Annotated in this window: 16 protein-coding genes; 8 read left to right on the top strand and 8 right to left on the bottom strand. The window is 73.0% G+C overall.

What is annotated here, in order from left to right; all coding sequences use genetic code 11:
• Positions 1-3: 3 nt before the first annotated feature.
• Positions 4-930: a pyridoxamine 5'-phosphate oxidase gene (locus ACIPK3_RS23125; RefSeq protein ID WP_402572416.1), complete on the top strand. Its 927-nt coding sequence runs from the start codon at positions 4-6 to the stop codon at positions 928-930.
• A 17-nt stretch (positions 931-947) separates the two neighbouring features.
• Here ACIPK3_RS23125 and ACIPK3_RS23120 read toward each other — a convergent pair whose 3' ends face one another.
• Positions 948-1,370, bottom strand: a complete 423-nt coding sequence (locus ACIPK3_RS23120) for a DUF6069 family protein (protein ID WP_402572414.1) — start codon at positions 1,368-1,370, stop codon at positions 948-950.
• A gap of 198 nt (positions 1,371-1,568) precedes the next feature.
• Between ACIPK3_RS23120 and ACIPK3_RS23115 the strand changes: the two genes are divergently transcribed.
• From ACIPK3_RS23115 to ACIPK3_RS23105, 3 genes are all read left to right on the top strand, one after another.
• Entirely contained in the window at positions 1,569-2,006 is a 438-nt protein-coding gene (locus tag ACIPK3_RS23115; RefSeq protein ID WP_402572413.1) for a hypothetical protein, read from the top strand.
• Between the two features lie 105 nt (positions 2,007-2,111).
• Positions 2,112-3,242 carry a PLP-dependent cysteine synthase family protein gene (locus ACIPK3_RS23110; protein WP_402572411.1) on the top strand — a complete coding sequence of 377 codons (1,131 nt, stop codon included), beginning with the start codon at positions 2,112-2,114 and terminating at the stop codon, positions 3,240-3,242.
• Positions 3,239-4,534, top strand: coding sequence for an MDR family MFS transporter (locus ACIPK3_RS23105; RefSeq protein ID WP_402572409.1), 1,296 nt, complete (start codon positions 3,239-3,241; stop codon positions 4,532-4,534). The genes ACIPK3_RS23110 and ACIPK3_RS23105 overlap by 4 nt, the downstream gene beginning before the upstream one ends.
• Here the strand turns inward: ACIPK3_RS23105 and ACIPK3_RS23100 are convergent.
• The 6 genes from ACIPK3_RS23100 to ACIPK3_RS23075 form a co-directional block, all read right to left on the bottom strand.
• Positions 4,476-6,776 carry a heavy metal translocating P-type ATPase gene (locus ACIPK3_RS23100; RefSeq protein WP_402572408.1) on the bottom strand — a complete coding sequence of 767 codons (2,301 nt, stop codon included), beginning with the start codon at positions 6,774-6,776 and terminating at the stop codon, positions 4,476-4,478. The two genes, ACIPK3_RS23105 and ACIPK3_RS23100, sit on opposite strands and share 59 nt — an antisense overlap.
• Before the next feature lie 17 nt (positions 6,777-6,793).
• Complete coding sequence (locus ACIPK3_RS23095; RefSeq protein ID WP_402572702.1) at positions 6,794-7,264, bottom strand: STM3941 family protein; 471 nt, start codon at positions 7,262-7,264, stop codon at positions 6,794-6,796.
• A gap of 82 nt (positions 7,265-7,346) precedes the next feature.
• The gene (locus tag ACIPK3_RS23090) at positions 7,347-10,178 is read right to left on the bottom strand and encodes a type 2 lanthipeptide synthetase LanM family protein (RefSeq protein WP_402572406.1); all 2,832 of its coding nucleotides are present in this window, start codon (positions 10,176-10,178) and stop codon (positions 7,347-7,349) included.
• 133 nt (positions 10,179-10,311) lie between these two features.
• Positions 10,312-10,512, bottom strand: a complete 201-nt coding sequence (locus tag ACIPK3_RS23085) for a DUF6229 family protein (protein ID WP_402572404.1) — start codon at positions 10,510-10,512, stop codon at positions 10,312-10,314.
• 159 nt (positions 10,513-10,671) lie between these two features.
• Positions 10,672-12,729, bottom strand: coding sequence for a discoidin domain-containing protein (locus tag ACIPK3_RS23080; protein WP_402572701.1), 2,058 nt, complete (start codon positions 12,727-12,729; stop codon positions 10,672-10,674).
• 154 nt (positions 12,730-12,883) lie between these two features.
• Complete coding sequence (locus ACIPK3_RS23075) at positions 12,884-14,572, bottom strand: hypothetical protein (RefSeq protein WP_402572402.1); 1,689 nt, start codon at positions 14,570-14,572, stop codon at positions 12,884-12,886.
• A 536-nt stretch (positions 14,573-15,108) separates the two neighbouring features.
• Here ACIPK3_RS23075 and ACIPK3_RS23070 point away from each other — a divergent pair.
• From ACIPK3_RS23070 to ACIPK3_RS23055, 4 genes are all read left to right on the top strand, one after another.
• Positions 15,109-17,703, top strand: a complete 2,595-nt coding sequence (locus tag ACIPK3_RS23070; protein WP_402572400.1) for a dynamin family protein — start codon at positions 15,109-15,111, stop codon at positions 17,701-17,703.
• Entirely contained in the window at positions 17,700-21,395 is a 3,696-nt protein-coding gene (locus ACIPK3_RS23065) for a hypothetical protein (protein WP_402572398.1), read from the top strand. Before ACIPK3_RS23070 ends, ACIPK3_RS23065 begins: the two co-directional genes overlap by 4 nt.
• Complete coding sequence (locus ACIPK3_RS23060) at positions 21,395-23,470, top strand: hypothetical protein (protein ID WP_402572397.1); 2,076 nt, start codon at positions 21,395-21,397, stop codon at positions 23,468-23,470. The genes ACIPK3_RS23065 and ACIPK3_RS23060 overlap by 1 nt, the downstream gene beginning before the upstream one ends.
• Before the next feature lie 111 nt (positions 23,471-23,581).
• On the top strand, positions 23,582-24,904 hold the full coding sequence (locus ACIPK3_RS23055) for a protein phosphatase 2C domain-containing protein (RefSeq protein ID WP_402572395.1): 1,323 nt from the start codon (positions 23,582-23,584) through the stop codon (positions 24,902-24,904).
• A gap of 4 nt (positions 24,905-24,908) precedes the next feature.
• Here ACIPK3_RS23055 and ACIPK3_RS23050 read toward each other — a convergent pair whose 3' ends face one another.
• Positions 24,909-25,625: a lamin tail domain-containing protein gene (locus tag ACIPK3_RS23050; protein WP_402572393.1), complete on the bottom strand. Its 717-nt coding sequence runs from the start codon at positions 25,623-25,625 to the stop codon at positions 24,909-24,911.
• Positions 25,626-25,830 lie beyond the last annotated feature (205 nt).

Here is a 25,830-nt window from a genome sequence, read left to right as displayed (position 1 = left end):
CCGGTGGCGGTCATCGGTTCCGCGCCGCTCGGCGCCCTGGACGCCTACCGCACCTGCGAGTTCGTCACACTGGGCCGGGACGGTACGCCGCTGGCGTGGCCGACCGCGGCGCTGCGTCGCGAGGACGGCACGCTGCTGCTGTCCACGTCACTGGCGTTCGCGCAGAAGGCGCTGAACATACGGCGGGACGGACGGGTCGCCCTGCTGTTCTCCGACGCCACCGGCAGCGGACTCGATCCCGCGCCGCAGATCTTCGTGGGCGGCCGGGCCGAGTGCCCCGACGAGATCATGACGGGTCCGCGGGCTGCCGAGGCCTACTGGAAGCTGCTCTTCGAACGGCAGCCGCACAGCCGGGCGTATGTCTCCGCCCCGATGCGGCGGCTGATGGACTGGTACTACCTGCGGCTGCTGATCACGGTGACCCCGGAGCAGGTGATCGTGCGGCCGCCGGTGGCGGAGCTCGCCGTACCGGAACCGTCCGGCGCGCATGTGCCGGGTCCGCTGCCGGGGGCGGAGGTGCTGGCACGGTTCCCGAGCGCGGTGCTGGCGGCGCGCGACGTCTCCGGGGCGCCGGTTCTCGCCCGGACCCGGCCGGTGCCGGCCCGGGGTGGTTTCGCGGTCCGGGTGCCCGCCGACTGCGACGTGGCACCGGGCCCGGCCTCGCTGCTGGTGCACCGGCACGACGAGCGTCTCAACCACATGTACAACGCGCTCGTCCGCGGTGAACTGCGCAGATCGGGCGATGAGTGGTTGCTGGTGCCCGGCAAGGTGGTGGAGCCGATGGGCACGGGCCGCGCGATCGACGCGCTGCGGGTGCTGCGCGACACGAAGCGGTCCACCCGCCGGTATCTGGAGCGGCGCGGGCTGGAGCGGCCACGCGTCCAGTGGGGCGAGTTCAAGGCGCTCGCGGACTCCGCCCGGCGTTCGTGACGGACCGGCGCGCCCGATCACCTCACCTGGTCCACCGGCATCACCCGATGGAACGTCAGTACGGCGACCACGGCGACGGTGATGTGCATGGCGAGCAGCGCCGCCACGCCCGTCACCCCGCCGGTGCCGAGGAGGAAGAAGTCGGGGACGAAGGAGAGCAGGACGACGGTGGGGGCGAGCCGGGCGAGCAGGGCCCGGGGGTCACGGGCGGTCCTGCGGACGATCGCCCAGCCGAAGGCGCCCACCGACACGCCGAGGGCGGTCAGGAAGATGTACGACGCCGGCGCCAGCGGTGCGAAGTCCGCTGGCGCCCCGGCGGCGTGCGCCAGGATCGCGATCGCGGAGTCGGCCAGGGAGGACACCACGATCGCGGCGAGCACGCCGCCCGCGACGACGAGTGGACCAGGCCGGTCGGCGGCGGCTTCGGAGACGACGAACATGACACCTCCAGGAGGGTCGGCGCCACGGGACGTCGCCCGCGGCGGCGCGTGAGGGATCAGAAACGATCCTGGGTCATGCGCCCGTGAGTCGTCGGCCGACTCGCCGGGGCAGATCGCGCCCGGGAGTCCGCGCGGCGACCGCCCACCACCCATGGGTGAATACCGGCATATCGTGACACTCTGGCTACGATCGAGGGCATGCCGCAGGAACCCGTCGGCCGCGCGCCCGCCCGCGGGCCGGCTCTCGTCCTCCTCCTGGGGGTGGTCCTGACGCTGCTGGCCCACCTCGTGGCGTGCGCCGCGCACGCCCTGGAGGAGCACCGGCCGACAACGACGACGGCAGTGACGGCCGTGACGGTGACGGCGGCTCAGGGAGACCCGTCCGGCCAGGAGCCGGACGAGGACGACGACCAGTTGTGCTGCGACCCCTCCCATGTCCTCGCGTATCTGCGCGCACCCCTCGCATCACTGCTTCTCGCCCTGCTGCTCGTCCTCCACCTCTGTCACCTGCGCGACCGGCGGCGCGCGGGACGCACGGTGGTGGGCGGCGCGCCGCCGGGGCGGGCGGGGACGCGTGACCGGCCCGCCCGTACCGGGCCCGCCCTGCTGCGTGCCGTCGGCGTCAGCCGTACCTGACCGTGCCCGCCCGGCGGCCGCGCACCACGTCACCGGGCCCCGCACCTTCCCGCGAACGGCACCGATGCGCGGCCCGGCATCCCACGGGCCGTGGAGGGACCCTTCATGACCACGGCTCTGCTCGGCATCTCCCCCAATGACCTCACCTCCTTCCGCGCGGCACACGAACTCCCCGAACCCGTAGGCGCGCCACGCCGCTCCCCGGCCGGACTGGTCGGCAACACACCCGTCCTGTGGATCGGCGAACCCTTCAACCCCCCGGGGCGCGGCTTCTGGGCGAAGCTGGAGGGCTGCAACCCCGGCGGCATCAAGGACCGCTCCGCCCTGCACATGGTCGCGGCGGCGCGTGAGCGCGGTGACCTGGCGCCCGGCGCGCCCGTCGTCGAGTCCACGAGCGGCACCCTCGGCCTGGGCCTCGCCCTCGCCGCGCTCACCTACGGCCACCCGCTCACCCTGGTCACCGACCCAGGCACGGAACCGCTGATGACCCACCAGCTGCGGGCGCTGGGCGCGCACCTGGACGTGGTCGTCGAGCCGCACCCCGCGGGCGGCTGGCAGGAGGCGCGCCGCAGCCGGGTGCGCGAACTCCTCGCCCGTACGCCACGGGCCTGGTGCCCCGACCAGTACGACAACCCCGACAGCGTCGCGGCGTACGCGCCGCTCGCCCTCGAACTGATGGTGCAGCTGGGCCGGATCGACGTCCTGGTGGCGGCGGTCGGCACGGGCGGCCACTCGGCCGGTGTCGCACGCACCCTGCGCGCCTTCAACCCACGGCTGCGGCTGGTCGGCGTGGACTCGGTGCGCTCCAGTGTCTTCGGGCAGCCCGCCGGGCCGCGCCTCATGCGCGGGCTGGGCAGCAGCATCCGCCCGGGCAACGTGGACCACGCGGCTTTCGACGAGGTGCACTGGGTGGCTCCCGGCGAGGCCGTGCACAGCTGCCGACGGCTGGCCCGCGGTCACTTCACCGGCGGCGGCTGGAGCGTGGGCGCGGTCGCACTGGTGGCGGGCTGGCTCGCCCGCACCGAGCCGGAGCGCACCAGGATCGCGGCCGTCTTCCCGGACGGGATGCACCGCTACTGGAACACCGTGTACAGCGACGCGTACTGCCGTGAACACGACCTGCTCGCCGGGGTTGCGGCCACCGACCCGGACGAGATCGCCCACTGCGGCGAACGGACGGTCGAACGATGGACCCGGTGTGCGGGTGTCACCGTCCCGGAGGGTGCCGCGCGATGAAGCCGCTTGCCGCGCAGTTCCGTTCGTTCACCGGGTGCGCCCGGCTGCTGATGGTCCAGCAGTTCACCATCAATGTCGCGTTCTTCATGCTGATGCCCTATCTGGCGGTGCATCTGGCGGACGGTCTGGGCATGGCCGCCTGGGCGGTCGGGCTCGTCCTGGGGGTCCGCAACTTCACCCAGCAGGGCATGTTCCTGGTGGGCGGGACGCTGGCCGACCGGCTCGGGTACAAGTCCGTGATCATCGCCGGGTGCGTGCTGCGCACGGTGGGCTTCGGGCTGCTCGGGCTCGTCGACTCGCTGCCGACGCTGGTGGTGGCGTCGGCGGCGACCGGGTTCGCGGGGGCGCTGTTCAACCCCGCGGTGCGCGCCTATCTGGCCCAGGAGGCCGGGGAACGGCGGGTGGAGGCGTTCGCCGCGTTCAACGTCTTCTACCAGGCGGGGATGTTCGTCGGACCGCTCGTCGGTCTCGCCCTGCTGACCGCCGACTTCCGGCTGGTGTGCGCCGTGGCCGCGGTGCTGTTCCTCGTCCTGACCGTCGTACAGCTGCGGGTGCTGCCCGCCGGTGCGGCGGACGGGGCGGCCCGGTCCGGGAGCGTGCTGTCCGACTGGCGCACGGTCGTCGCCAACCGGCCGTTCCTGTGCTTCTCCGGTGCGATGATCGGCACGTACGTGCTGTCGTTCCAGGTGTATCTGGCGCTGCCGCTGGAGGCTCACCGTGCCTTCCCGGGCCATGGTGACGCGGTGACCACGGCTCTGTTCGCGGTGTCCGCGGCGGTGGCGGTGGCCGGTCAGCTGAGGATCACCGCGTGGGCGCGGGAGCACTGGAGTTCCTCGGGTGCCATGGTCTGCGGTATCGCCCTGATGGGTGCGGCCTTCCTGCCGCTGCTGTCGAGCGCCGCGACGGTGACCGCGGACGAGGGGCTCCTCGCCCGGTGCACGGCCCTGGCGCCGCTGTTCGCCGCGGTGACGCTGCTCGGGCTGGGCACGGCCGTGGTCTATCCGTTCGAGATGGACACCGTCGTCTCGCTGGCGGGCGGCCGGCTCGTCGCCACGCACTACGGCCTCTACAACACCGTCTCCGGTCTCGGCATCACGCTGGGGAACCTGGCCACGGGAGCCGTGTGGGACGCCGCCGAGCGGCTCGGGCGTCCGGAGCTGACCTGGCTGGTGCTCGCGTCGACCGGTGCACTGTGCGCGGGCTGTGTGGCGCTGCTCGCCCGCACCGGCCGTCTCACGGTCCCGCAGGAGCCGCTTCGGGAAGCCGCAGCCGTTTCAGCGCCAGGGCGTTGACGGCGACGATGATGCTGGAGCCGGACATCGACAGGGCGGCGATCTCGGGACGCAGCACCAGTCCGAAGACGGGTTCGAAGACCCCGGCGGCGATGGGCAGGGCGACGGAGTTGTAGCCGATGGCCCAGCCGAGGTTCTGGCGCATCTTGCGCAGGGTGCCGCGTCCGATGCGCAGGGCGGTGGGCACGTCCAGCGGGTCGGAGCGCATCAGCACCAGGTCGGCGGTCTCGATGGCGACGTCGGTGCCCGCGCCGATCGCGATCCCCAGGTCGGCGCGGGCCAGTGCCGGGGCGTCGTTGACGCCGTCGCCGACCATCGCCACGACGCGGCCGCCCGACTGGAGTTCGGCGACCCTGGCGGCCTTGTCACCCGGGAGCACCTCGGCGATGACGGTGTCGATGCCGAGTCGGGCGGCGATGCGTTCGGCGGTGGCCCGGTTGTCGCCGGTGAGCATGACCACCTCGACACCGAGGGCGTGCAGCTCGGCGACGGCCCGCGCGGAATTCTCGCGGGGCGCGTCGGCGATACCGATCAGCGCGGCCGCTCGGCCGTCGACGGCGGCGATCACGACGGTGCGTCCGGTGGCGGCCAGTTCGTCGCGCCGCCCGACGAGTCCGCCGAGGTCCACGCCCTCGCGTTCGGCCAGCCGCCCGTTGCCCACCAGCACCCGGTGCCCCTCGACGTCGGCGACGGCGCCGTGGCCCGGGATGTTCTCGAAGCGCGTGGCACGCGCCGGGCGGGTGCCACGCGCGTCGGCGTGCCGGACGACGGCGTCGGCCAGCGGGTGTTCCGACTCCCGCTCCACCGCGGCGACCAGACGGAGCAGTTCGTCCGTGTCGGTGCCTTCGGCGGTGACCAGGTCGGTCACCTCGGGCTTGCCCTTGGTCAGGGTGCCGGTCTTGTCCATGACCACGGTCTGGACCCGCGCGGCGGACTCCAGCGCGGCCGCGTTCTTGAACAGCACTCCTCGTTCGGCGCCCAGGCCGGTGCCGACCATGATCGCGGTGGGGGTGGCGAGGCCCAGCGCGTCGGGGCAGGTGACGACCACGACCGTGATGGCGAACAGCATCGCTGTGCTCAGCGGGCGGTCGGTGGCCAGTAGCCAGACGGCCAGCGTGGCGGCGCCGCCCAGCAGGGCGACCAGCACCAGCCAGAACGCGGCCCGGTCGGCCAGCCGCTGTCCTGGGGCCTTGGAGTTCTGGGCCTGCTGGACCAGTTGGACGATCTGGGCCAGCGCGGTGTCCGCGCCGACCTTGGCCGCGCGCACCCGCAGGGTGCCGTTGGTGTTGACGGTCGCGCCGACGACCTGCGAGCCCGGTGCCTTGCGCACGGGCAGGCTCTCCCCGGTGACCATGGATTCGTCGACGTCGCTCTCCCCCTCCTCCACGACACCGTCGACCGCGATCTTCGCGCCGGGGCGGACCAGCAGCAGGTCGCCGACGGCGACTTCGGCGGTGGGCACTTCGACCGGCTCGCCGTCCCGGAGCACCAGGGCTTTGGGCGGGGCGAGGTCGAGGAGGGCGCGGATGGCGTCGTTCGCGCCGCCCCGGGCGCGCATCTCGAACCAGTGGCCGAGGAGCACGAAGGCGGCGAGGACGGTGGCGGCCTCGTAGAAGACCTCGCCGCCGCCGGTGAGCGTGACGATCAGCGAGTAGGTCCATCCGGCGCCGACGGCGACCGCGACGAGCACCATCATGTCCAGCGTGCGGGCGCGCAGGGCGTGCAGGGCGCCGCTGAAGAAGATCGTGCACGAGTAGAAGATCACCGGCAGGCTGAGCAGCATGGCCCACACGTCCTGGCGCAGCCCGAACGGCACGGGCACCTCGCGTCCGAGGACCGTGCTGCCGATCGGTGACCAGATGACGATGGGGATGGAGAACAGCGCGGCGACGAGGAAGCGGTTGCGCATGTCGGCCGCCATCCTGGCCGTCGACATTCCGTCGTGACCGTCGTGGCCCGCCGCCTTGTGCGGGGCGGGTGCCGCCTCGGGCTCGACCATCGGGTCGCACAGGTGGGCGGGGACGGACTGCCCCGCGCAGTGGTAGCCGCACTCCTCCACCCAACGCCGCAGATCGGCGACGGAGGTGGCAGCCGGGTCGTAGACCACGGTCGCCGTCTCGGCCACCGGGTTGACCTCGACCTCCAGTACGCCGGGACGGCGGCCCAGCACGGCGGCGGCGACGTTCTGCTGGGAAGCCCAGCGCAGCGCGCCGAGTTCGAGTACGGCGGTGCTGCGCTCCACGACGTCGCTCCCTCTGTCTAACTGAAGACCGTCAACTCCGGGTGATGGTGGCGCATCGCGGCCAGAACCTCGCCCAGGCTCACCGGGAGGGTGGTCGCCGCGATGTTCGCCGGGCTGCAGCCGAGGCGCAGGTTGGCCCTGCCCGCGACGCGAGCCATGCGCGGGGCCTGTGCGAGGTAGGCGGCCGGGTCGTGGAACACCAGCTCGATCACCTGCTGGGAGGTCGACCGGACGTGGATCTCGCGGATGCCGACCCCAGCGAGGTCCGTCCAGGCTATCGGGCCCAGCATCACATGGGTCAGGCCGTCGTCGGTGAGGACGAGTTCGGGCCCCCGCCGCATCAGGCGGCCGAGCGAGATGCTGCCGCACAGCCCGAAGAACAGCACCGCGGCCGCGCCGACGAGGGTCGCCTTGACGGAGTCCCCGGCGAGCAGCATCCAGCAGCCCATCGCCACGAACGCGGCCGATCCGAGTGTCACGAGGAGCATTCGGCGGAGGGAGGAGCGGTAGACGGTTCTTCGCGGTTCCGCGTTTCCGGTTGTCATGCGTCGGGACTCTAGAAGGTGTGCCTCAGTCGAGGAGTAGCGGGTTCGGCAAACCCGTCGCCTCCGGACGCATCCGCAGGAGGGTGTGCACGACGCCCGCCAGGCCGGACATGAGGCTGGGCGAGAACGCCTCGCGGGCCAGACCCCCGACCGGGCCGCGCTGTTCGAGTCCGGTGAGGATCTCGGCGTCGAGGCCGGCGCGGTCGCCGAAGTCCATGGACGTGAGGAACTCCCACAGGCCGAGATCGCCGTGGCACAGGGTGTGGCTCCAGCCGAAACCCTCGGCGGCGCAGGCGTGCGCGGCGCGCCGGGCCATGTCGAGGTGGGCCGGGTCGCCCGTACGTCGGTGGAGGTCGAGCATGCCGATGCCGACGCCCGCGCTGCCGTGGCACCAACTGGTGAAGAAGTCCTCCTCGGCGCCGATCCGCACATCGAGCCAGTTGCCCTGCTCGGGCCGGTAGAGCGACTCCTGGTAGGCGAAGGCCAGCCGGGCGAGGTCGGACCAGCCCCGTCGTTCGGAGGCGGTGCCCGCGTCGCCCAGGGCGAGCCGGGCGAGCGCCCAGCCGATGCCGGTGGCGCCGTGCGCGAAGCCTCCGATGCCTTCCGGGTTGAGCCGGGTGGTCCAGCGGGCGCCGCTCGCGTCGACGGTGGCCAGCCCGGTCAGCCGGCGGCCGATGTGCGCGGCGGCGTCCAGCCAGCGGTCCTGGCCGGTCACCTCGGCCAGGCCGAGCAGGGGGACGATGCCGCCGGCCGCGCCGTTGAGGAGGTCCACCTCGGTGTCGTCGTCGACGAGGGGGCTGTCCACCAGCAACCGGGCCCGTTGGGCGGCCCGCTCCAGCGACCGGGGTTCGCCGAGCACCCGGTGCAGCGCCAGCCACGTCCACACCTGTGAGGCGGCACCGCTGAACGCCCCGGCGGACGGCGTGGGCGTGTGGTCCTCGGTGCTGACCAGCACCCTGAGCGCGCCCTCGTAGGTCTCGGCGACGCCGGGCACCTCGTCGGCCCGCCCGGCGCGCACCTCCGTCAGGTATTCGGCGAGGGTCAGCGCCACCCCGCCCTGCCCGGTGTAGAGGTCGGCGGGCAGCACCCGGATGGACCAGCCGGCGGGCGTGAAGACGGGGCTGATCCAGGTGGCCGTGCCGTCCTCGCCGCGCACCGCGCCGTCGCACAGTCGCCGTACCATCCGCGGCGCCAGGTCGCGGCGGCGGCGTTCGCGGTCGCGGGCGTGGGGTTCACGGGCGGCCGCCTGCACCCGGGCGGGCAGCGAGCGCTCGTTGAGGTAGGCGCCGACCAGCGCGTCCTGGATCACGGCCTCCTCCAGGGCCAGGTCGGCGCCGCGCCAGTCCTCGACCGTGGCACGAATGGCGGACGTGTCCACGGTGAAGGTGAACATCGGGACGTCACCGGCGAGGAGTTCCGCCGTCTCGCCGTCGATGGTCGCGCGGTCCTTCGGCGCGCCGGGCAGTACTTCGGCGTTGCGCCGCAGGATGTCCCGGGCGCGTTCGACGGCGGCCGGTTCGTCGTGCAGGGACGCCGGGTGCCACAGCATGCGGCCGATGTCGACATACGCCTGTGTCGGCCGCAGGATGCGGCGTGCCTGGGCGCCCTCGAAGCGGCGCAGCAGCCGGTAGGGGTCGCTTCCGGGGCGGTGCAGATGGGCGGTCATCTCACGGAACCCGGCCAGGATCCGGTCCCAGTAGGCGCTCAGTACCGGGGTGGGGCTGGGGTGGTTGCCCGCCGTGGGCATCGCCACCAGGTCCACCTCGAAGCGGGCCGCCGCGGTGCCGCCGTCCGCGATCACCGGGTTGGGGATCAGCGGCTGCTGGCCGGGCAGCGCACCGACCCCGGAGATGTCCACTCCGCCGAGGGCGAAGCCGGTGCCGCGCACGGGCAGCAGCCCGGTGCGCAGCACGGTGCGCCGGATGGCGGCGGCCGCCAGGTCCACGGCGTCGCCCCGGCCGCTGGGCGGGAAGGGGGCGGGGGCGTCGAAGAGGGTTTCGGCGTCCACGATGACCGGCACGGGGCCTGCCGCGATCATGTTCTCGGCGTGCATGTCGGTGCCGCCGGTGAGGCGGAGCACGGCCAGCCAGTGGCCGACGTTGCGGTAGAACGCGGCGAGTTCGGCTTCGTCCGCGCAGTAGCGGTGGCGGACGAACTCGGCCCAGCCGTACCCGCCGCGGACCAGGGTCCGTGGCACGCGGATGCGCTCGTCCGGCGCCGGGGCGCCGGGGAAGTCCGCGTAGAGCTCGTCCAGCAGGTCGCCGAGTGCCACGTCGGACCCGGACGGGCGGGGCTTGTACATGACGGTTCCGCGGGCGAAGTCGGCGCGGCTGACGGTGAGGCCGCCGCGATGGCTGTCGCCCGCGCCGAACTCGACGGCCCGCAGGCGGCCCGGGGCCGCTGCGAGCAGGGGTGCCAGCAGGTCGCGGTCCGCGGCGAGCCGTTCGGCGAAGGTGGCCGCGGCCGTGACGGACAGTCGTGCCACGGAGGCGACGCGGCGGCCGAGGGTCGGGTAACGGACGGCCGTCAGCCGGCCGAGATAGCCCTCCTCGCCCGCCTGCTGGATGAACGCGGCCCAGGTCCGCGAGGTTCCCTCGGCGGTCGGCTCCGCGCCTGCCGTCAGGCGCAGCGCGTGCAGTTCGATGAGGAAGAGCCGGGACAGCTTGGCGTGCAGGGACTGGAGCAGTGCGGTGTGTGCCGCGTCGAGGACCGTGTGCCGCTCTTCGTCGTCCAGCGCGTCCACGGCGGCCAGCCGCCGGGTCAGTTCCTCCCGCCAGGGCCGGGCGATGGTGCGCACGGGCCGGTCGAACCACTCGGTACCGTCCCGCTCCTGTGTGTCTTGCGGCTTCCCCGCCATCGTTGCACCCACCGTCCGCCGTCTGTGTCCCCGCCGTGTTCCACGCCCTGTCCGTCGCGTGCCGTGTCTCGCGTCCCGGCACCTGAGGGGAACCGCGCGTGACGCGGTGCGCGGCTCCCCCGTGTTCTTCCGGTCAGCAGCACCAGCTGCCGCGGGATCCGCTCGGGCTGGAGCAGAAGCCGTACAGGGAGTCGCTCGGGTCGGTGAGCGCGGCCTCGGCGGCGGCGCCGCCGACGTAGAGCGGACCGGCCGGGTTGGACTGGCCGTACGCGCTGTCGGCGCCGGTCAGCCACGCTTCGAGCACGGCGGCGGTGTGAACACTGGTCTGGGGCATGGGTGGCCTCCGGACGGTAGGGATTGGGCGGATTGCCCTGCCCTGAGTATCACCGCGTGTGACCATCCGTCAGACGTCCAATCCGGCCACAGTCGTGCGGGGTTGGTGGGGCGCACCGGCATCCCCGGGAGGGGCGGGATGCCGGTGCGGGCGGCGCCGTCAGTCGCTGTGGACGCCGACGTCGTACAGCGAGTACCCCCAGCCGGTGCCGCGTTGCACGCCGTGGATACGGACGTAGCGGGCGGGGGCGCCGTCGAAGCGCGCCGTGTCCAGGCCTCCGTCACCGGATGCCGTGGACCAGACGGTCTGCCAGTTCTCCCCGTCCGTGGAGAGTTCGACGCGGTACGACTTCGCGTACGCGCGCTCCCAGTCGAGGGTGACGCTCCCGACCCGATGGGTGGAGCCGAGGTCGATCCGCAACCACTGGTCGTCGCTCCAGTCGCTTGCCCAGCGGGTGTCCCGGGTGCCGTCCACGGCGCGGCCGGCGGCGTAGCTGACGAAGGGGTTCCACTCGGTCGAGCTGGCCGAAACGGATGCTCCCCGGGCGAGGTCGGTGGCGGCCTGGTGGTGTTCGGTGGCCCCCCAGGTGCCGAGGTAGGACTCGGCGCCCCGGAACAGGTCGTCCACGACGTTCTGGCCGCCGACCTTGCGGATGTCCTCGATCCAGTCCGGGACGAGGCCGTAGTGCGCGGCTCCGTCCGTGTTGAGGTCCCAGGTGCGCTGTCCGCTGGTCTGCCGGTCGATCAGGGAGCCGCCGTCGACGCTGCGGAAGGGGTAGGTGACCTTGTTCGGGGCGTCGGCGCCGCGTGGTCCGGGCCAGCCGCCGACGCCGTTCATGTCGGTGCCGTAGCCGTAGCCCACGTGGTACTTGTCCCGCAGTGACTTGGTGCGGTTCGCCTCGGCGACGAAGCCCTCCGAGCCGTGCATGTACTGGGCGATGAAGCCGCCGAGGCCGTAGACCCGGCCGGTCCAGTCCATGTCCATCCAACTGTGCGAGGAGAGGACGCCGGGGTAGGAGTCGGCCTCGAAGATGTCGAGCGCGCGGCCGACGGCCTTGACGCTCATGTGGTCGATCTCCAGCATCATCTTGCGTTTCATCATGCCGCGTACGGCGTACTCACCGAGGTCGGTGAGCCCGCGGGTGTTGCACTGGGCGTCCGAGCTGTACGAGGGGACGCTCACGCCCGGCGGGAGTTTCGCCTCGGCTCCGGGTGCCGCGGCCGAGCCGATGGGGTTGTCGTGCTGGGGGCCGGTGCACTTCTCGGTCTTCCAGAAGGTGCCGGTGGACAGGAACTGCCCGGCGTTGATGGCGGTGCCGAGGGAGCCGGAGTCGAAGCGGACGCCGCACAGCGCGTTGTCGAACTTGTGGCACAGGAACATGCTGCGCACGCCGAGCGAGTACAGCTCGTCGAGGCCCTTGTCGATGTCCGCCTTGCCGCACTGGGCGATGTCCAGGATCTGCTTGCAGCCGAAGGGCTCGGACGTCTCCACGCCCAGGATGACCGCCAGCTTGCCCTGCTTGATGACGTCGCGGGCCTGGGCACTGTCGGTGACGACCCGGAACCAGCCCTTGCCGGGGCCGCCGTACATCCTGTCGACGTAGGACTGGAGGTCGTAGGTCATCCTGGCCTGGAGCCTGAGCGAGGTCATCTCGTCGCAGCTGCGGTCCTTGAAGAAGTACACCGAGCAGATCACGCCGTTGGTGACGAGGTCGTTGACGAGCACCCGCTGGCCGCCGCGCCAGGCGCGTTCCACCCAGGCGTAGTAGTTCTGCTGGTGGGTCAGCGAGTCGTGGGCGGGCCAGTCCTTGAAGGTGGGCCAGCCGACGGGATCGTGCCGGCCGTCGCCGCCCTTGGTGATGAAGTCGAAGATGGCGAGGGAGCCGTCGGGGTAGTGCTCGGGGCAGTCCTTGAGCGCGTCGGCGACGCCGGCCTCGGAGAACACCTTGCCGCAGATGAGCCGGCCGCCGAAGGCCTCGTTGGCGAACAGGTGGTCATGGGCGTCGACGAAGCCGCGTACGCGGCCGTCCGCGTCGGTGCCGGTGAACGGCTCGCCGGTGACGTTGATCTGGGAGTCCGGCGTGGGCCGTGCGATCGGGTCCCACCAGTTGTTCCCGGCCGCCGAACTCGGGGTGGGGCCGAGGGCGAAGGACAGTACGAGCAGGAGCAGCGACAGGGCGGCGACGGGTTTGCGTCGGCGGTACGGGCGACTGGTCAGGGGCACGGCCCACGTCCCTCGGTCGGCGGAATGCGCGGCCGACGGTCGGGCCGGGCCGCGTCCCGCGGATCCTGGCCTGATGTTGTCATGACCCGCGCAAGATACGCGACGAGGATGGCCACTGTTGTATGCCGAGTCAAGAGGAACGCACAGGTCAGTCACAGCAGTTGCGGTCGGAAGCGGCCCGCTCCCCCGTGTCCGTGCGGCAGAAGCAGGAGGCCGTGATCGGTACGTCCGCCGTCGCGGCGGCGAGTTTCAGCTGCTGGGCCACGATCCGCGCCTCGCCCGTCCTGCCGAGCCGCCGCAGGCACTCGTGGTACCCGTGCAGGGACCAGACGTTGCCCGGGTGCTGCTGGGGCCGCGGCAGCGTGTCGTCGAGGCCCAGGTCGGCCCGGTAGACCGCCTCCGCCTCCGCGACCAGGCCCTGCTCCAGGAGCAGGGCGCCGTAGGCGTGGCGGGTCGGCTGCATCCAGCCCCACGGTTCGTCGTAGGGGAGGGTGTCGTCCAGTTCGATCGACCGGCGCAGGGCCGCGAAGGCCGCGTCGTGGTCGCCCTTGCGGTAGTCCAGTTCACCGTCGAGCATCGCGGAGGCGACGGCGAGGATGTCCCGGCAGGTGTTGTTGAACAGCATGCGCGTCTCGGGGACCCGGGCGACCGCCTCCCGGAACCGCTCACGCTCCGCCTCGGCGGCGGGGACCCGGCCGGTGGCGGAGAACGCGACTCCGCGCGCGTAGTGGCGCATCGCGGTGCTCACGCAGTACAGCCCGGGGTCGGCGGGCGCGGGCAGGCGCAGGATGTCCTCCCACCGGCCGAACCGGATCAGGACGTGCGCCCGCATCGCGAGGAAGCCCTCCAGCCAGTCGGCCATGGGTGGGCTCTGCACCCGCAGCAGTTCCTCCGGCACGGCGGCCGCCAGCCGCTCGGCCGCGTCGAGCGCGTCCCGGAAGCGGCCGAGGAACATGGCGCCGTAGATCCGGAAGTGGTGGTTGTGGCACCGGTAGAGGGTGTAGAAGTTCAGCGCGCCCTCCCGCGCGGTGAACTTCTCGTCGGCGGCGACCGCCGCCGCGTTGTCGCTCACCACTCTGCGGTAGTCGCCGCACAGCACCTCCAGGTGCGACGGCATGTGCTCCAGGTGACCCGCGTCGGGAACGAGACCGCGCAGCAGGTCACCGACCGGCAGCGCGGTCTCGGGAGTCGGGGACATCTCCATGAGGTGGATGTACAGGTGCAGCAGCCCGGGGTGCCGGGTGCCCGCCTCCGTGGCGATCGCCCGCTCCAGCGCCGACCGCGCCTCCACGGTGCGCGCGCCCGCGGCCGGCTCCCCGGTGCGGATGTCCCACAGCTGCCAGGGAGTCAGGTTCATCAGGGCGTCCGCGTGGAGCGTCGTCACATCGAGGTCGTCCGGGGCCAGCCGGTGCACGTCGCGCATACGGTCGGCGTAGGCCTCGCTCCACACCGACAGCCCGGCCGGGTCCTCGGGCCGCCCGCTCGGGTAGCGGGCGCGCAGCGCCTCGATCAGCGCGCGTTCCACGGGAGTGGCCGAGACCGCCGCCCTGTCGTGCGCGCGCTCCACGGCGTCGTGGGTACGTTCCACCGTCCGCGCGAGGTCCCGCTCGTCGAAGAAGTCCCACGGCTTGTTGTAGTTCGGGCCCAGAGCGTAGGCCACCCCCCAGTACGCCATGGCGCAGTCGGGGTCCGCCCCGGCGGCCGCCTCGAAACAGCGCACGGCCTCCTCGTGGTTGAAGGCGTACGTCCACACCAGCCCGCGGTCGAACCAGAGCTGCGCCTCGGCGGACGACGTCGTCACCGGCCGCCCGTACCCACCCAGGTCGTAGTAGTCCACATCGGCTCCCGACGGCTCACCTCATCCGGTACGGCCATCGCGAGATCGCCGCCGAGTACGAACTTACCCATACAAACCACTACTTGAGGGTGAAGAGTCAGGAAGGGCGGGTATGGAAGATGTGTTCGTTTAGTGGGCCACTTTTACGAAGTCGCCGCAGTCGGGAGGCGGCCTTCCTTACAGTGGTTCCGCTGCCTGCCGGGCGTTCGACGTTCCGGCGAGTGCGCGTCTGTACGGCTGCCCGAGCGGCCCAAGGACGTGAGGGGGGATGTCGTTGTCCGTGCGAGCGGAGCCCGGGGCGCTGACGGCCGTGTCCGGGAAACAAGAGCTGGGGCTGTCGCCCTGAGTCGGCCCGGTCCACGTGAGGAGCCGGGCGAGTCGGCCTGCCCGCGACCGCGGGAGACCGCCGCGCACGTCCCGACGACCCGACGCCGAGTGCGCCCCGGACCTCGTCCGGCGCGCGCTCTTCCTCACTCACGCCCGGGGCCGGTCGGCACCAGCCGCCCGGTCGGTTCATCAGCACAGGGGGGAATCCGTTGGCACGTCAGCTGTCGCTCGGTCAACTGGGGGAATACGTAAGGGATGTCGAGTCCTTCCTGGACTCGCTCGACCCACCCGCGGGCGAGGAGGAGGCCACCGCCCGGGGGGCGCTGGCACGGGCCGCCGCGAAGGTCAGAGCCAGGGCCTCGGCCCCCATCTCGCTCGCCGTCGTCGGCGAGTTCACGGTGGGAAAGTCACTGCTCCTGGGCGCCCTGCTGGGGCGGCCCGACCTGCTGCCGGTGGAAGAGCGTCCGACCACCGGCAACATCACCGTGCTGCGGCTGCGCGAGGGAGCGCGCGAAGAGGGCACCAGGCTCGGCGGCACCTCGAAGATCCACTTCATGACCCGGGACCGGCTCGCCTCCTGCGTCCGGGAGATCACCCAGGAGCTGGCGCGCCTGCTCGACGAGCAGTTACCCCAGCTGAGGGCCGGACAGGTGTTGGGCGGCACGGACCTGGTGGGCGGAGCGCAGGGCTGGGCGCCGTTCCTCGGCTGGTACCGGTGCCTGTGGGGCCAGCAGGTACCCGGGCTGCCGGTCGTGCCCTACGACCTGATCTCCTCGCGCTGCCGGGACGCCGCCCTCGAACTGCTCCGCTTCCGCGACGCCGAACAGGGCGAGCAGGAGCTGCTCGGCTCCGGACCGGTGGAACTGGACACCGCGACCGTACGGAGGGTGCTGGAACTGCCCGTCGCCGCCCCCACCCCGGACGCGCCGCCCACACCCCGCAAACTCACCATCACCCGTGAGCGGGTGACAGCGGGCGGATCGGCGCTGTCCGACTGCTTCCCTCTGGTCGAGCGAGTCGAGCAGACCGTCGAGGTGGACCCCGCGCACTGGCCGCTGCACGAACTGCTGGACGGCCGTGACGTGCAGATCCTCGACTTCCCCGGAGTCGGTGCCGTCGGCTCCTTCGGCCGCGACCGCAACCTGAGCCGTCAGGCCCTCCAGGACATCCATTCGATCCTGTTGGTGCTCCCGGCACACCATCTGCCGTCGGACATCGCCCTCGACTTCTGGCAGATGCTCGCCGCCGACGGACGCAGTCAGGAGGCGCTCGGCACCGCGGCGCTGCTGGTGGCCAACCAGTTCGACCGCATCGTGGTGCCCACCCTGGAGGCCGGGCAGCAGTCCGGCACCGGGCTCGACCGGGTGGACTCCCTGAACAGCCTGGCCGCCTTCGCGCCGAAGATCATCGGGCAGGGGGACAACCGGGACCAGATCTTCCTGGCCTCGGCCGTGACCGGCATCCTCAGGGAGCAGCAGCCCTGGGGGGACGTCTCGAAGCAGACCCGTGACGTGCTCCGGCACGGCGCCGAACGGGCGTCGGACCCGAACCGGCCCACCTGGAGCGAGTTCGCGGCACTGCTGGAGCGGGAGCAGCCGGGCAGCCGCTGGGCGCAGCGGCTGCGCTCCTTCGAGGAGGACGGCGGTCTGGACACGATCCGGCGGGGTGTCCAGGAACACCTGGTCCGGCACGGGGACGTCCACCGGCTGGAACGGGCACGGGCCGCCCAGCGCGAACTCGACCAGGCGCTGCGGGCCTACCGGCGGGTCGCCCCGCGCGACGAACCCCCGGAAGCGGAGGCGTACCGGGAGGCGGCCGCCCGCTTCCGTGAACTGGGGCAGCTGATCGACCGGATCCTGGACGACATCGAACTCCTCGACGAGGAGCACCTGCTGAAGCTGCCCGAGGCCCCCACACCGCCGGAGGTGGAGACCAGCCGGGCCGCGGTCCGGACCGCCGTCTACAGCTCCCACTGGTGGGAGCAGCTGCTCCAGCGGGCGCAGCGCAGTCCCGACCATCTGGTGCCGCACGGGCAGCCGCAGGAGGACGACGAACTGAGCCTGAGCCGCCGGCGCCGTACCCGGCCGTCGGCCGACGACACCGCCGTCTTCCAGCAACTCTTCCAGCGGGTCCTCACCGACCAGCGCGCCCACGACCTGGAACGACTCCAGACCTGGCTGGAGGACTGGCGCGGCTACTGGTCCGAGGAGGTCGGCGCCTTCCGGAGCTGGCTCGACTCCGACGAGGACTCGGCTCTGCTGCTGCCCGACCTGTACACCCGGCGGATGCAGACCCCGGACATCCTCGAAGACCTGCTCAACGACCTGGACGTGGACGCGCTGGTGGCGCATGTGGCCGCCAGGGCGCCGAAGTTCCTGGCGGCGACGGCCGTGGAACCGGCCCACGCCTTCCCGCTCCAGCCCGGCCACGCGCTGCCCTGGCACGCCGAGAGCGACAACGGCAACACCGAGTCCGACGAGCGCAGCCGTCATCCGCTCACGGTGCTCCAGATGCGCGCTTCGATCGCGGACGCGGCCGCCGACCAGGTCGGTGCCCAGCTGCACGGCCTGCTGCGCCGGGTGCTCCAGGTGTTCCGGGACAACTTCGACGGTGCCCGCGAGTCGCTGCTCGACCAGGAGGCCTTCCGGCCCACGGCCACCCGGCAGCAGCCCGGCCCCACCCAGGAGCACACGCACACGGAGCACGCGGGCGAGGTCCCGGACGAAGGTCCGCGTCCGGTGGGCGTCGACGAACTGATCCGCAGATGGCAGAACGGCGAACGCCGAGGCGGGGGAGACCGATGAGCAACAGCGCGCTACGTGTCATGTTCGCGGTACCGGAGCAGGACGGCCGGCCCGGCCCGGGCACACCGCCCGAGGAGGCGCCGGACCCGGCGGGCCCGGCCCCGTCGTACGGCCCCGCGCCCTCGGCGCGACGGGCCACCTCGTACGGCCCCGCGCCGACGGACCGCGCCGCCGCACCGGCACCGGGTGTCCCGTTGCAGCCGGGCCAGCCGCTGCACCAGGCCGCCGGCACCGGCCACCCGGAAGACGACACGGTCATCCCGGACCCGCCGCCGCACGCCCCTCCCCCGACCGTGTCCCCGTCCGCGCCGCCGCTCGCACAGGTGATCGCCGACGGCTCCGCGGCCTTCACGCTGATCCCGGACGCGGAGGGCTATCTGCTGCCCGACGTGGAGCTGGAACAGATCGGCGCGCCCGCCCACCTCACCGCGCACCTGCCCGCCCAGGTGGAGGTGCAGCAGCCGGAGGGCGAACGCCTGCCGGCCCTGCTCACCAACGCGCTCCCCCGGGCCTGGTCGGCCGGCGAACACGGCGCGTTCCTGGTGGACGGGCGGCGACGGATCTCGCACGGAGCCCGGCTGCCGCTGTTCGCGGTACACCCGCGGGCGTCCGCGGACACTCCCGTCCCGGACGCCCAGCCACTCCAGATCACCGTCACCTGGCGCGTCCAGTACACCGGGCCGACCGCGCCGGGCACCGCGCCCGCCTCGGTCGTCCTGCACCTGTGGCCGCCCGGACGCCCCGCGCCCGCACCCCGGCCACCGGCCCCCGAGTACCTGGTGCTGCGCCCGCCACCGGAGGGACCGGCCGACGGGCGGGCCCTGGCCGTCGACTTCGGCACCACCGCGTCCACGGTCACCCTGCTGCTCCGGCACAACACCGGCAGACACGTCGACGCCGACCAGGCGGCAGCGCTGGCCGACGGGCTGCGCGCGCTGACGGCGCCGCCGGACGACGCCCCGCGCGCCTGGAAGAGCGCCCTCGAACAACTGCGCGCGGCACAGCTGGAGATCGGCGGCCCGCTGGGCCGGACCCTGGCGGGCGCCGAGGCGCTGGTGCGGCTCGACAACCTCGCCGTCGCGACGCGGGTCCTGCTGTGGGTGGAGGAGACCCGCACCGGCACCCAGGACATGGAGTTGCGGGACTGGCTGGTCGAACGCCTGCACCGGCTGGTGACCACCACGGTACGGACCCCCGCGCTGGACCTGCACCAGCTCGGCCCGGTCGAGTTCGGCTACGGCCAGGGCAGCACGCCCACCCGGGCGCCCGCCACCTCGCTGCGCGAGGTGCACGGGAACCAGGACCGTCCGGGGGTGTCCAGGGCCCGGGGCAAGGCCTACGAGCTCACGCCGGAGGAGACCGAGGGAATCACCGGGATCAAGCGCAAACTGCTGACCACACCGGTCAGCAGGGCGACGGAGCAGGGAACGTCACCGGCGCATCTCGCCCAGCACGTCTACCACCTGCTGGTGGACCAGGCCGAGCGGGTCGCGCACGGCGAGGCGCCCGGAGCCGCCGCGCCCATGGGGACGGTCCTGCTGACCTTCCCCACGTCCGCGTCACCGGAGGCGAGGGCGCAGCTGAAGACCCTCGTGCAGCAGGCCCTGTCGGTCCCGCACGTGGAGCTGATCATCGACGAGGGCCTGGCGGCCGGGCTCTACTTCGTGATGCGTGACCTCACCGGGAACCTGGACGTGGGCCTGGAGAGCCTGCGCGCATCCTCCCGGCCGGTGCCCGGCGAGCCGGACACCTGGCGCAGCATCATGCTCGTCGTCGACATCGGCGGCGGCACCACCGACATCGCGCTGCTGGACCTGATCCTGCGGGACTTCACCCCGGCGCTCGAACCGGCCGAGCGCTTCACCTCGGGCCGCGCCTACGAGCTGGAGCCCCGGATCCTCGGCACCATCGGACACAGCCAGCTCGGCGGCGACCTGCTGACCCTGCTGGTCCTGTACTGGGTGAAGGCGACCTTGCTGGACAAGGTCGGCAAGGGGGACCCGGACGGGACGGGAGAGTCGCTGTCCGCACGGGTGGCCCGGCAGGCCGAGGGGAACCGCGAGACCCTGGTGGACGCCGGGGTCCGGGACATCCTTCGGCGCGAACTGCCCACCCACTGGCGGGTGTTCGGGCGCGACCTGGAGGACGAGGAGGAGGCCCGCCAGCGGGAGGTCGGGTTCAGCGGACTGTGGCGGCTGGCCGAGCGGATCAAGCGGGTGCTGGGTGAGGAGAAGGGGGACGCGGACCTCACCAACGACGAAGTCGCCGATCTGCGGGAGCACTTCGAGCAGCTGAAGGACCTCAGCGGTCCGGTGGTGTTCTCGCAGGACGAGTTCCGGATGCTGATCGAGCCCATCGTGCGGCAGGCGGCCGAGATGGCGGCGGGCCTGGTGTCCGACGCGTTCCGGCGGCTGAGCGCGGTGCCCGCCGCCGACGGCGGGCAGCCCAGGCGGGCCGCGGTCACGGCGCCCGCGCCGTTCCTCGACCAGGTGGTCCTCGCCGGACGCAGCAGCACCATGGCGGCCGTGCGCCGGGCGGTCACCCATGCCCTGAAGAAGGCCGACTACCTGCACGGCCGGGTCACCCGCAAGGTCGACTGGAACCCGGAGCGGCTGGAGACCGAGACGGGGTTCCTCGCCAAGCAGGCGACCTCGCTCGGGGCCGCCTGGCTGCACCGGGTCCGTGGCCGGGTCGGGGTGTTCCGCCAGGAGTCCGGGCGGATGATCCGCTCGGAGCTGTCGCTGATCTCCCAGAGCCTGTTCAGCTGTCTGCCGTGCGACTTCGCCCTGGAGGGCCTGGCGGCGAACGCGGAGGAGATCTTCGCCTCCGGGACACCCTTCGAGCAGATGGGGGCCGACGGGTCACTGGGGCTGGCCAGCGGCTGGCGGCAGGTGGTCCGCACGCCCAGCGTGATCCGTCCCCGTGCGGGCAGCAGCCCCATCCCATGGGGAATCCTGGAGGTGGAGAACAGGGCGTCGCAGGCCGGCTGCGACATGGCCTCACCGGCCTGGGACTTCGACCACGGGGCGGAGATGCGCTTCCGCGTCTGCGTGGACGAGTGGCTCAACCTGACGGCCGAGTTCCGGCACGGCCCCCGTCAGCACTACTGGCTGCCCGGCGTCCCCGTGACGGACGGGCGCGACTGCCTCGCCCTCAACAACCGTGCGGGGGACCGGCTGCGGATCTCCGCGCAGCAGCCGACCGTCCGGGTCGCGGGCGACCTGTGTGCCTCGTCGCACGAGTGGGGCACCCCGGGGTGCGTGCTGCACCCCGTCTTCAAGGCCACCGACCCCGCCGGAGACCCGCTGCTCACCTATCTGCCCGACCTGTTCCACGTGGGCGCGCACCCCGACCCGCTGGTCGAGCCCACCCCCGGCCGGATCGCCGTACTCGAACTCGCCGACAACCCGGAGTACCTGTACTTCTCCATGCGCGATCCGGACGGCGGTGATCCGGTTCCGCTCGGCAGGCTCCCGGTTCCGGCCGCCAACCCCAACGCCCAGTCGAGTCCGGTCCGTATCACGCTGGACGCCAGGGGGGACCTGCGGCTGCACCGCGGCGCCCTGCCCGCGCCGCAGGTGGCGAGCTTCGCCGAGGCCGAACAGCGGCCCGGCTGGGTGTACCGCCTCCCCATGGAGATGTCGACCAGCGACTACCAGCCCGGCTGGGACCCCGACAGCGGAGAACACTGATGGTGAACGAGCAACAGCACACCGACGCCCGCTCCCCCGAGGAGCAACTGGACGAGGCGCGCAGGAGGTTCACCAGGTTCGCCGAGCGGGCGTGTGCCGAGCTGCGCCCCGGCTCCCCTGCCGCCGGCCCCCTGCTGGACGGGCTGGCCCTGCTGACCGAAGCGCTGGGCGGCGCCCTGACCCGGGTGGCGGACGACGCGGCCAGGGTCGTCGAGGACTGGCACAGCGACCTGAACTGGACGGTGCGCGAGGGCGGCGCCGCGACCGGAGCACGGGCCGGGACGGCACCGTTCGCCGCCGGTCGGCCGTCCACCGGCGCCGGGGCGGACGAGGACGGCGCGCTGGAGGCGGTCCGGCACGCGCAGGCGGCCGCCGAGGCGGCACGGGACGCCGCGAACGCCACGGTCCGGGCCCGCATGGCCGCGCACCGGGCCTGGGAGGTCAAGGACGCCGAGGTCGCCGCGGCCCGTGCCGCGCGGGACGAGGCCGACCTCGCCCGGCAGGAGGCACTCGCCGCGGGTGAGGCGGCCGGTACGGCGAAGGAAGAGGCGCGCGCCGCGCTGGAGAGAGCCCGTACGGCGGCGGACGAGGCGCGCGTCGCGAAGTCGGCACGCGCCGACGCCGAGGCGGAACGGCAGCGGGCGGAGGACGACGCCGAGGAGCACCGCCGGGAACAGCTGCAGGCACAGGCCGAGGTGGAGGAGGCCCGGCGCCGGTCGGCCGCCGCGCTACGGCAGTCCACCGAGGCCAAGCGGCTGGCGCGCTCGGCCGAGGCGGAGGCCCACGCCGCCGAACAGGCCGCCGCCGAGCAGCGGGAGGCGTGTGCCGCCGCCGACGAGCGGGCCCGGCGGGCGGTCGAGGCGGCGGACCAGGAGCGCCTGCGCCGGGAGGAGGCCGACGCGCAGGCCGACCGCGAACTGCACAGCCTGGCCGAGGCGCAGGCCGCTGCGGCAAGGGCGGCACGCGCCCGGGACGAGGCACGGCAGATCCGCTTCCACGGCCAACTGGAGCTCGCCGTGGCCGACATGTGGGAGCGGTACCGGGACTCGGACTTCGCCTTCGGCACCGAGCCGGCGCCCGCGGACGAGGACACCGCGGCCCTGTGGACCCGTGTCCACCTCGCGCTGCTGCGGCTGAGTGAGGCGGATCGGCTCCAGGAGGCGTCGGTCTTCGCCGTACTGGCACGGCAGTGCGGCCTGGAGCCCGGCCCCGGCACACCCGCCGAATCCGGGGCCGGCGGCCCGAACGGGCGGGGCGGCCTCGACCGCCCGGACGGACGGGGCGGGATCGGCGAGGGCCGCGAGCCCGCGCCGGACGTGATCGCCGTGCCCGCGCTCCCCGGCCACGGGGTCGAGGAGGTACGGCTGAGCACCGAGGTTCCCGGTTGGGCGGGGCTCTCGGACGGTGAACGCCGGGAGGTGACCGAGCTGTTGGAGTCGGCCCTGGCCGGCGAGACGGAGGACTCCGCCAGAGAGCGGCTCGCGCTGCTCCTCGTCTCCCCGCGCGAGAACGACCTGTTGCTCACGGTGCTGCTCCAGATCTGGCAGGCGGACCGGCTGCTGGGTCTCGATCCGGGACTCGGCCGCTGGCAGGACGCCCGCACCCGGCGCTGGATCCCCTGGGAGCGCAAGGACTTCCGCAGGAAGGCGACACGCTCGCTCACCCTGCTGGCGAGCGTGTACCCGGAGCCGGTGGCGGGCTGGGGGTGGGCGCAGCCGCAGGACGCCGAGTTCGCGGTGAACTGGCTGCACTCCCTGGACGCCGTACTGGCCTTCCACCACCAGGCCCCGGCGCTCGCGGGGAGCTGGTGGTGGAACTGGCGGCTGTCCGTCGCCCAGCAGCTGGCCCACACCGCCGGGTGGGCGGGCCGCCGGGCCGTGACCGACCCGGACGAGCTGACCGCGCTGTTCACCGGGCCACGGGGAAACGACTACTTCGAGCAGCCCGACATCTGCGACCGCGTCAGCCCGCCGGTCCAGTGGATCGCCTCACCGCCCCTGCTCCGGGCGGACGCGGAGCGCAACGCGCCGTGTCTGCGCAAGGGCCGAGTGGTAAGGGGGGTCGGACGTGGCTAGCCGCCGAAACGCCGCGGCAGCGGCCGCGAAGGCCGCACGAGTTGCCGCAACGGCAGTCGCAAGAGAACACAGAGACACAAGAGACAGAGACACAAGAGACGGAGAAGCCGCATGACAGCGCTGGTGCTCGGGGTCCTCCTGGCGGCGAGTGTGGTGGTCATCGCGCTGCTGCGGCGCCGGATGAGGGCTCAGGCCCACTCCCTGCGCGGCTCGGCCGAGGCGGAGCGTGCCCAGCAGTACGCGGTTCACCAGGCCGACCGGGCCAGGAGCATGGAGGAGTGGCGAGCCGAACGGGCCGCACTGATGAGCGCGGTCAGCGAGAGCGGTGGTCAACTGGAGCAGGCCCGCGCCGCGGTGCAGGCGTCGGACGCCCGGGCCGAGCAGGCACTGGCCCAGCAGGCTTCCGCTGAGCGGGAGTTGACGGCGATCCGGGCGGCGCGTGCCGCCGCCGAGGCGGAAGTGCGGCTGCTGAAGAAGCGCCTGGAGGAGGTGGAGGACGCCGTGCCGCCGACCGCTCGGGCATCGACTCCCGCCGTTCCCCGGGAACTCCCCCTGGGCCGTGACTCGGCCGCCGACAGCGTCGTCGACGGGGCCGACCTCGGTCCGCTCGTGGTCCGGGCGGCCTCCGTGCGCGGGGCACGCCACCGCGAGGACCGTGAACACCGGCGGGACGCCGTGCAGTTGCGGCTGGCCGCCGGGTTCGGCGCGCCCGTGCTGCTGAGCGCGGTGGCGGCCGGAGACCCTGACGCGCTGCTCTCCCAGTCCGGCGCGACCGCGGCCTGCCGCACGCTGGTCACCCAACTGTCCTCCGGCGCCAACCTGTTCACCAACGGCCCGTTCGCCGAGGACGACGACCCGTCGATCGGACCTGCGCTGCGCAGCGTGCTCGCGGGCGTCGCCAACTCGGTGCGGCTGGTGGCGCGGGCGAACACCGCCGGGGTGGTGACGGCGCGCGACGACGCGCATGTGACGACGTCCCTCTACGGGCTTCTCTCCGAGCTGGGAGACCGGCGAGAGCGCCGGCATCTGGTGTTCGGGATCGGCGACGTGGCACTGCTGAGGCTGCGCGTCGAGGGTGAGCCGGGGAACGCGCCCCGCTGGACGACCCTGGTGACCCCCGACCCGGCGCTGGCGTCCCGCAGGCTTCCCGGCGTCGCACCGGACGGCTCGGACATCGTCCGGCTGCGGGTGGTCACCCGTCCCGGCGATGTGCTGGTGCTCGCGTCCGGGCCGATGGCCCAGTTGCTGGGCCGGGAGGAGGTGGCCGAGTGGTTCGCCCGTCGCTGGCACGGCCGCCAGCCGTTCCTCACCACCTTCCTCTCCGACGTCAACGCCAACATCGCGGACAAGGGCGGCGATCGCAGTCTGGTGTGCCTGTGGGACCACGGGCACGCCGCCGCCCTGACGGGAGCGGGGGCGGCGCGCTGGTCGTGACCGCTCAGTGCCGGTTGCCGCCGTGGTGGTTGTCGTGGTTGCCCTCGTGGCGGTTTTCGCGGTGGTCGTCGCGGCTTCCATCCCGGCGGTCGTCGCGGCGGTGGCCGTCGCGACGCTCGTCGCGGTTGCCGTCACGGTGGTCAATTCGGCCGCCACCACGGTGCTCACCGCGGTTGTCGTCGCGGTGGTCACTGCGGCTGCCGTCGCGGTGGTCGTCGCGGCGGTGGTCGTCACGGCCCTCACCCGCGTGGCGCCGCTCGTCGCCCCAGGACCTGGCGTCCACGATGCGGCCCCGGTTGTTGCGCAGGACTGCGGAGTCCCCACCCCTGTCCCATACGTAGTCACGCCGGTCCTGGTACACGTCACGCATGTCGTCCCGGCCGAATCCGGTGTGCACGCGGACCGAGGAGTGTCCGTCCAGCCGGTAGTGACGGAAGGCGTAGGTGTGGCCGTCGGCGTCCGAGAGCGTCCAGCCCTCCAGGTCGAGGCCGCGCCGGTCGTTGTTGGTGATCTCCACCCATTCCTGGTTCAGCAGGCGGTTGGAGCGGAAGCCGCCGCGCTGCGCGTCGTGGCGTACGTCGCTGATGACGATGCGGTCGCCCCGGCCCGGGACGGGGCGGTCGGCGGCCGCGGCCGGCAGTGCGGCCGCACTCACCACCGCTGCCGCCAGGGCGGTGGCAGCGGTCAGGCGGCGGGCGGCGAGGGATGCGGAAGCGGACACGGAGTCCCCCTTCGAGGGTGTGGAGGTGGCGGTCGATCGACCGCGCACCCACACCTTCCGGCGCGCAGGTGGGACGTCCGCGATGCCGCGACGCCCGTTACAGATCGGGCACATCCTCGTGACCGTCGCCTGTAACGCCCACCTATGTTCCTGATGCCGGATTCCGCCCCGCTGCCGGGCCCGCACCGGCCCCCGTCACCCGAAA

Origin of the sequence: Streptomyces sp. NPDC086787 (assembly GCF_044745865.1) — a bacterium.
GTDB lineage: Bacteria > Actinomycetota > Actinomycetes > Streptomycetales > Streptomycetaceae > Streptomyces.
The sequence above is the reverse complement of the archived record's forward strand: the minus strand, read 5'-3'. Positions and strand labels throughout refer to the sequence as shown.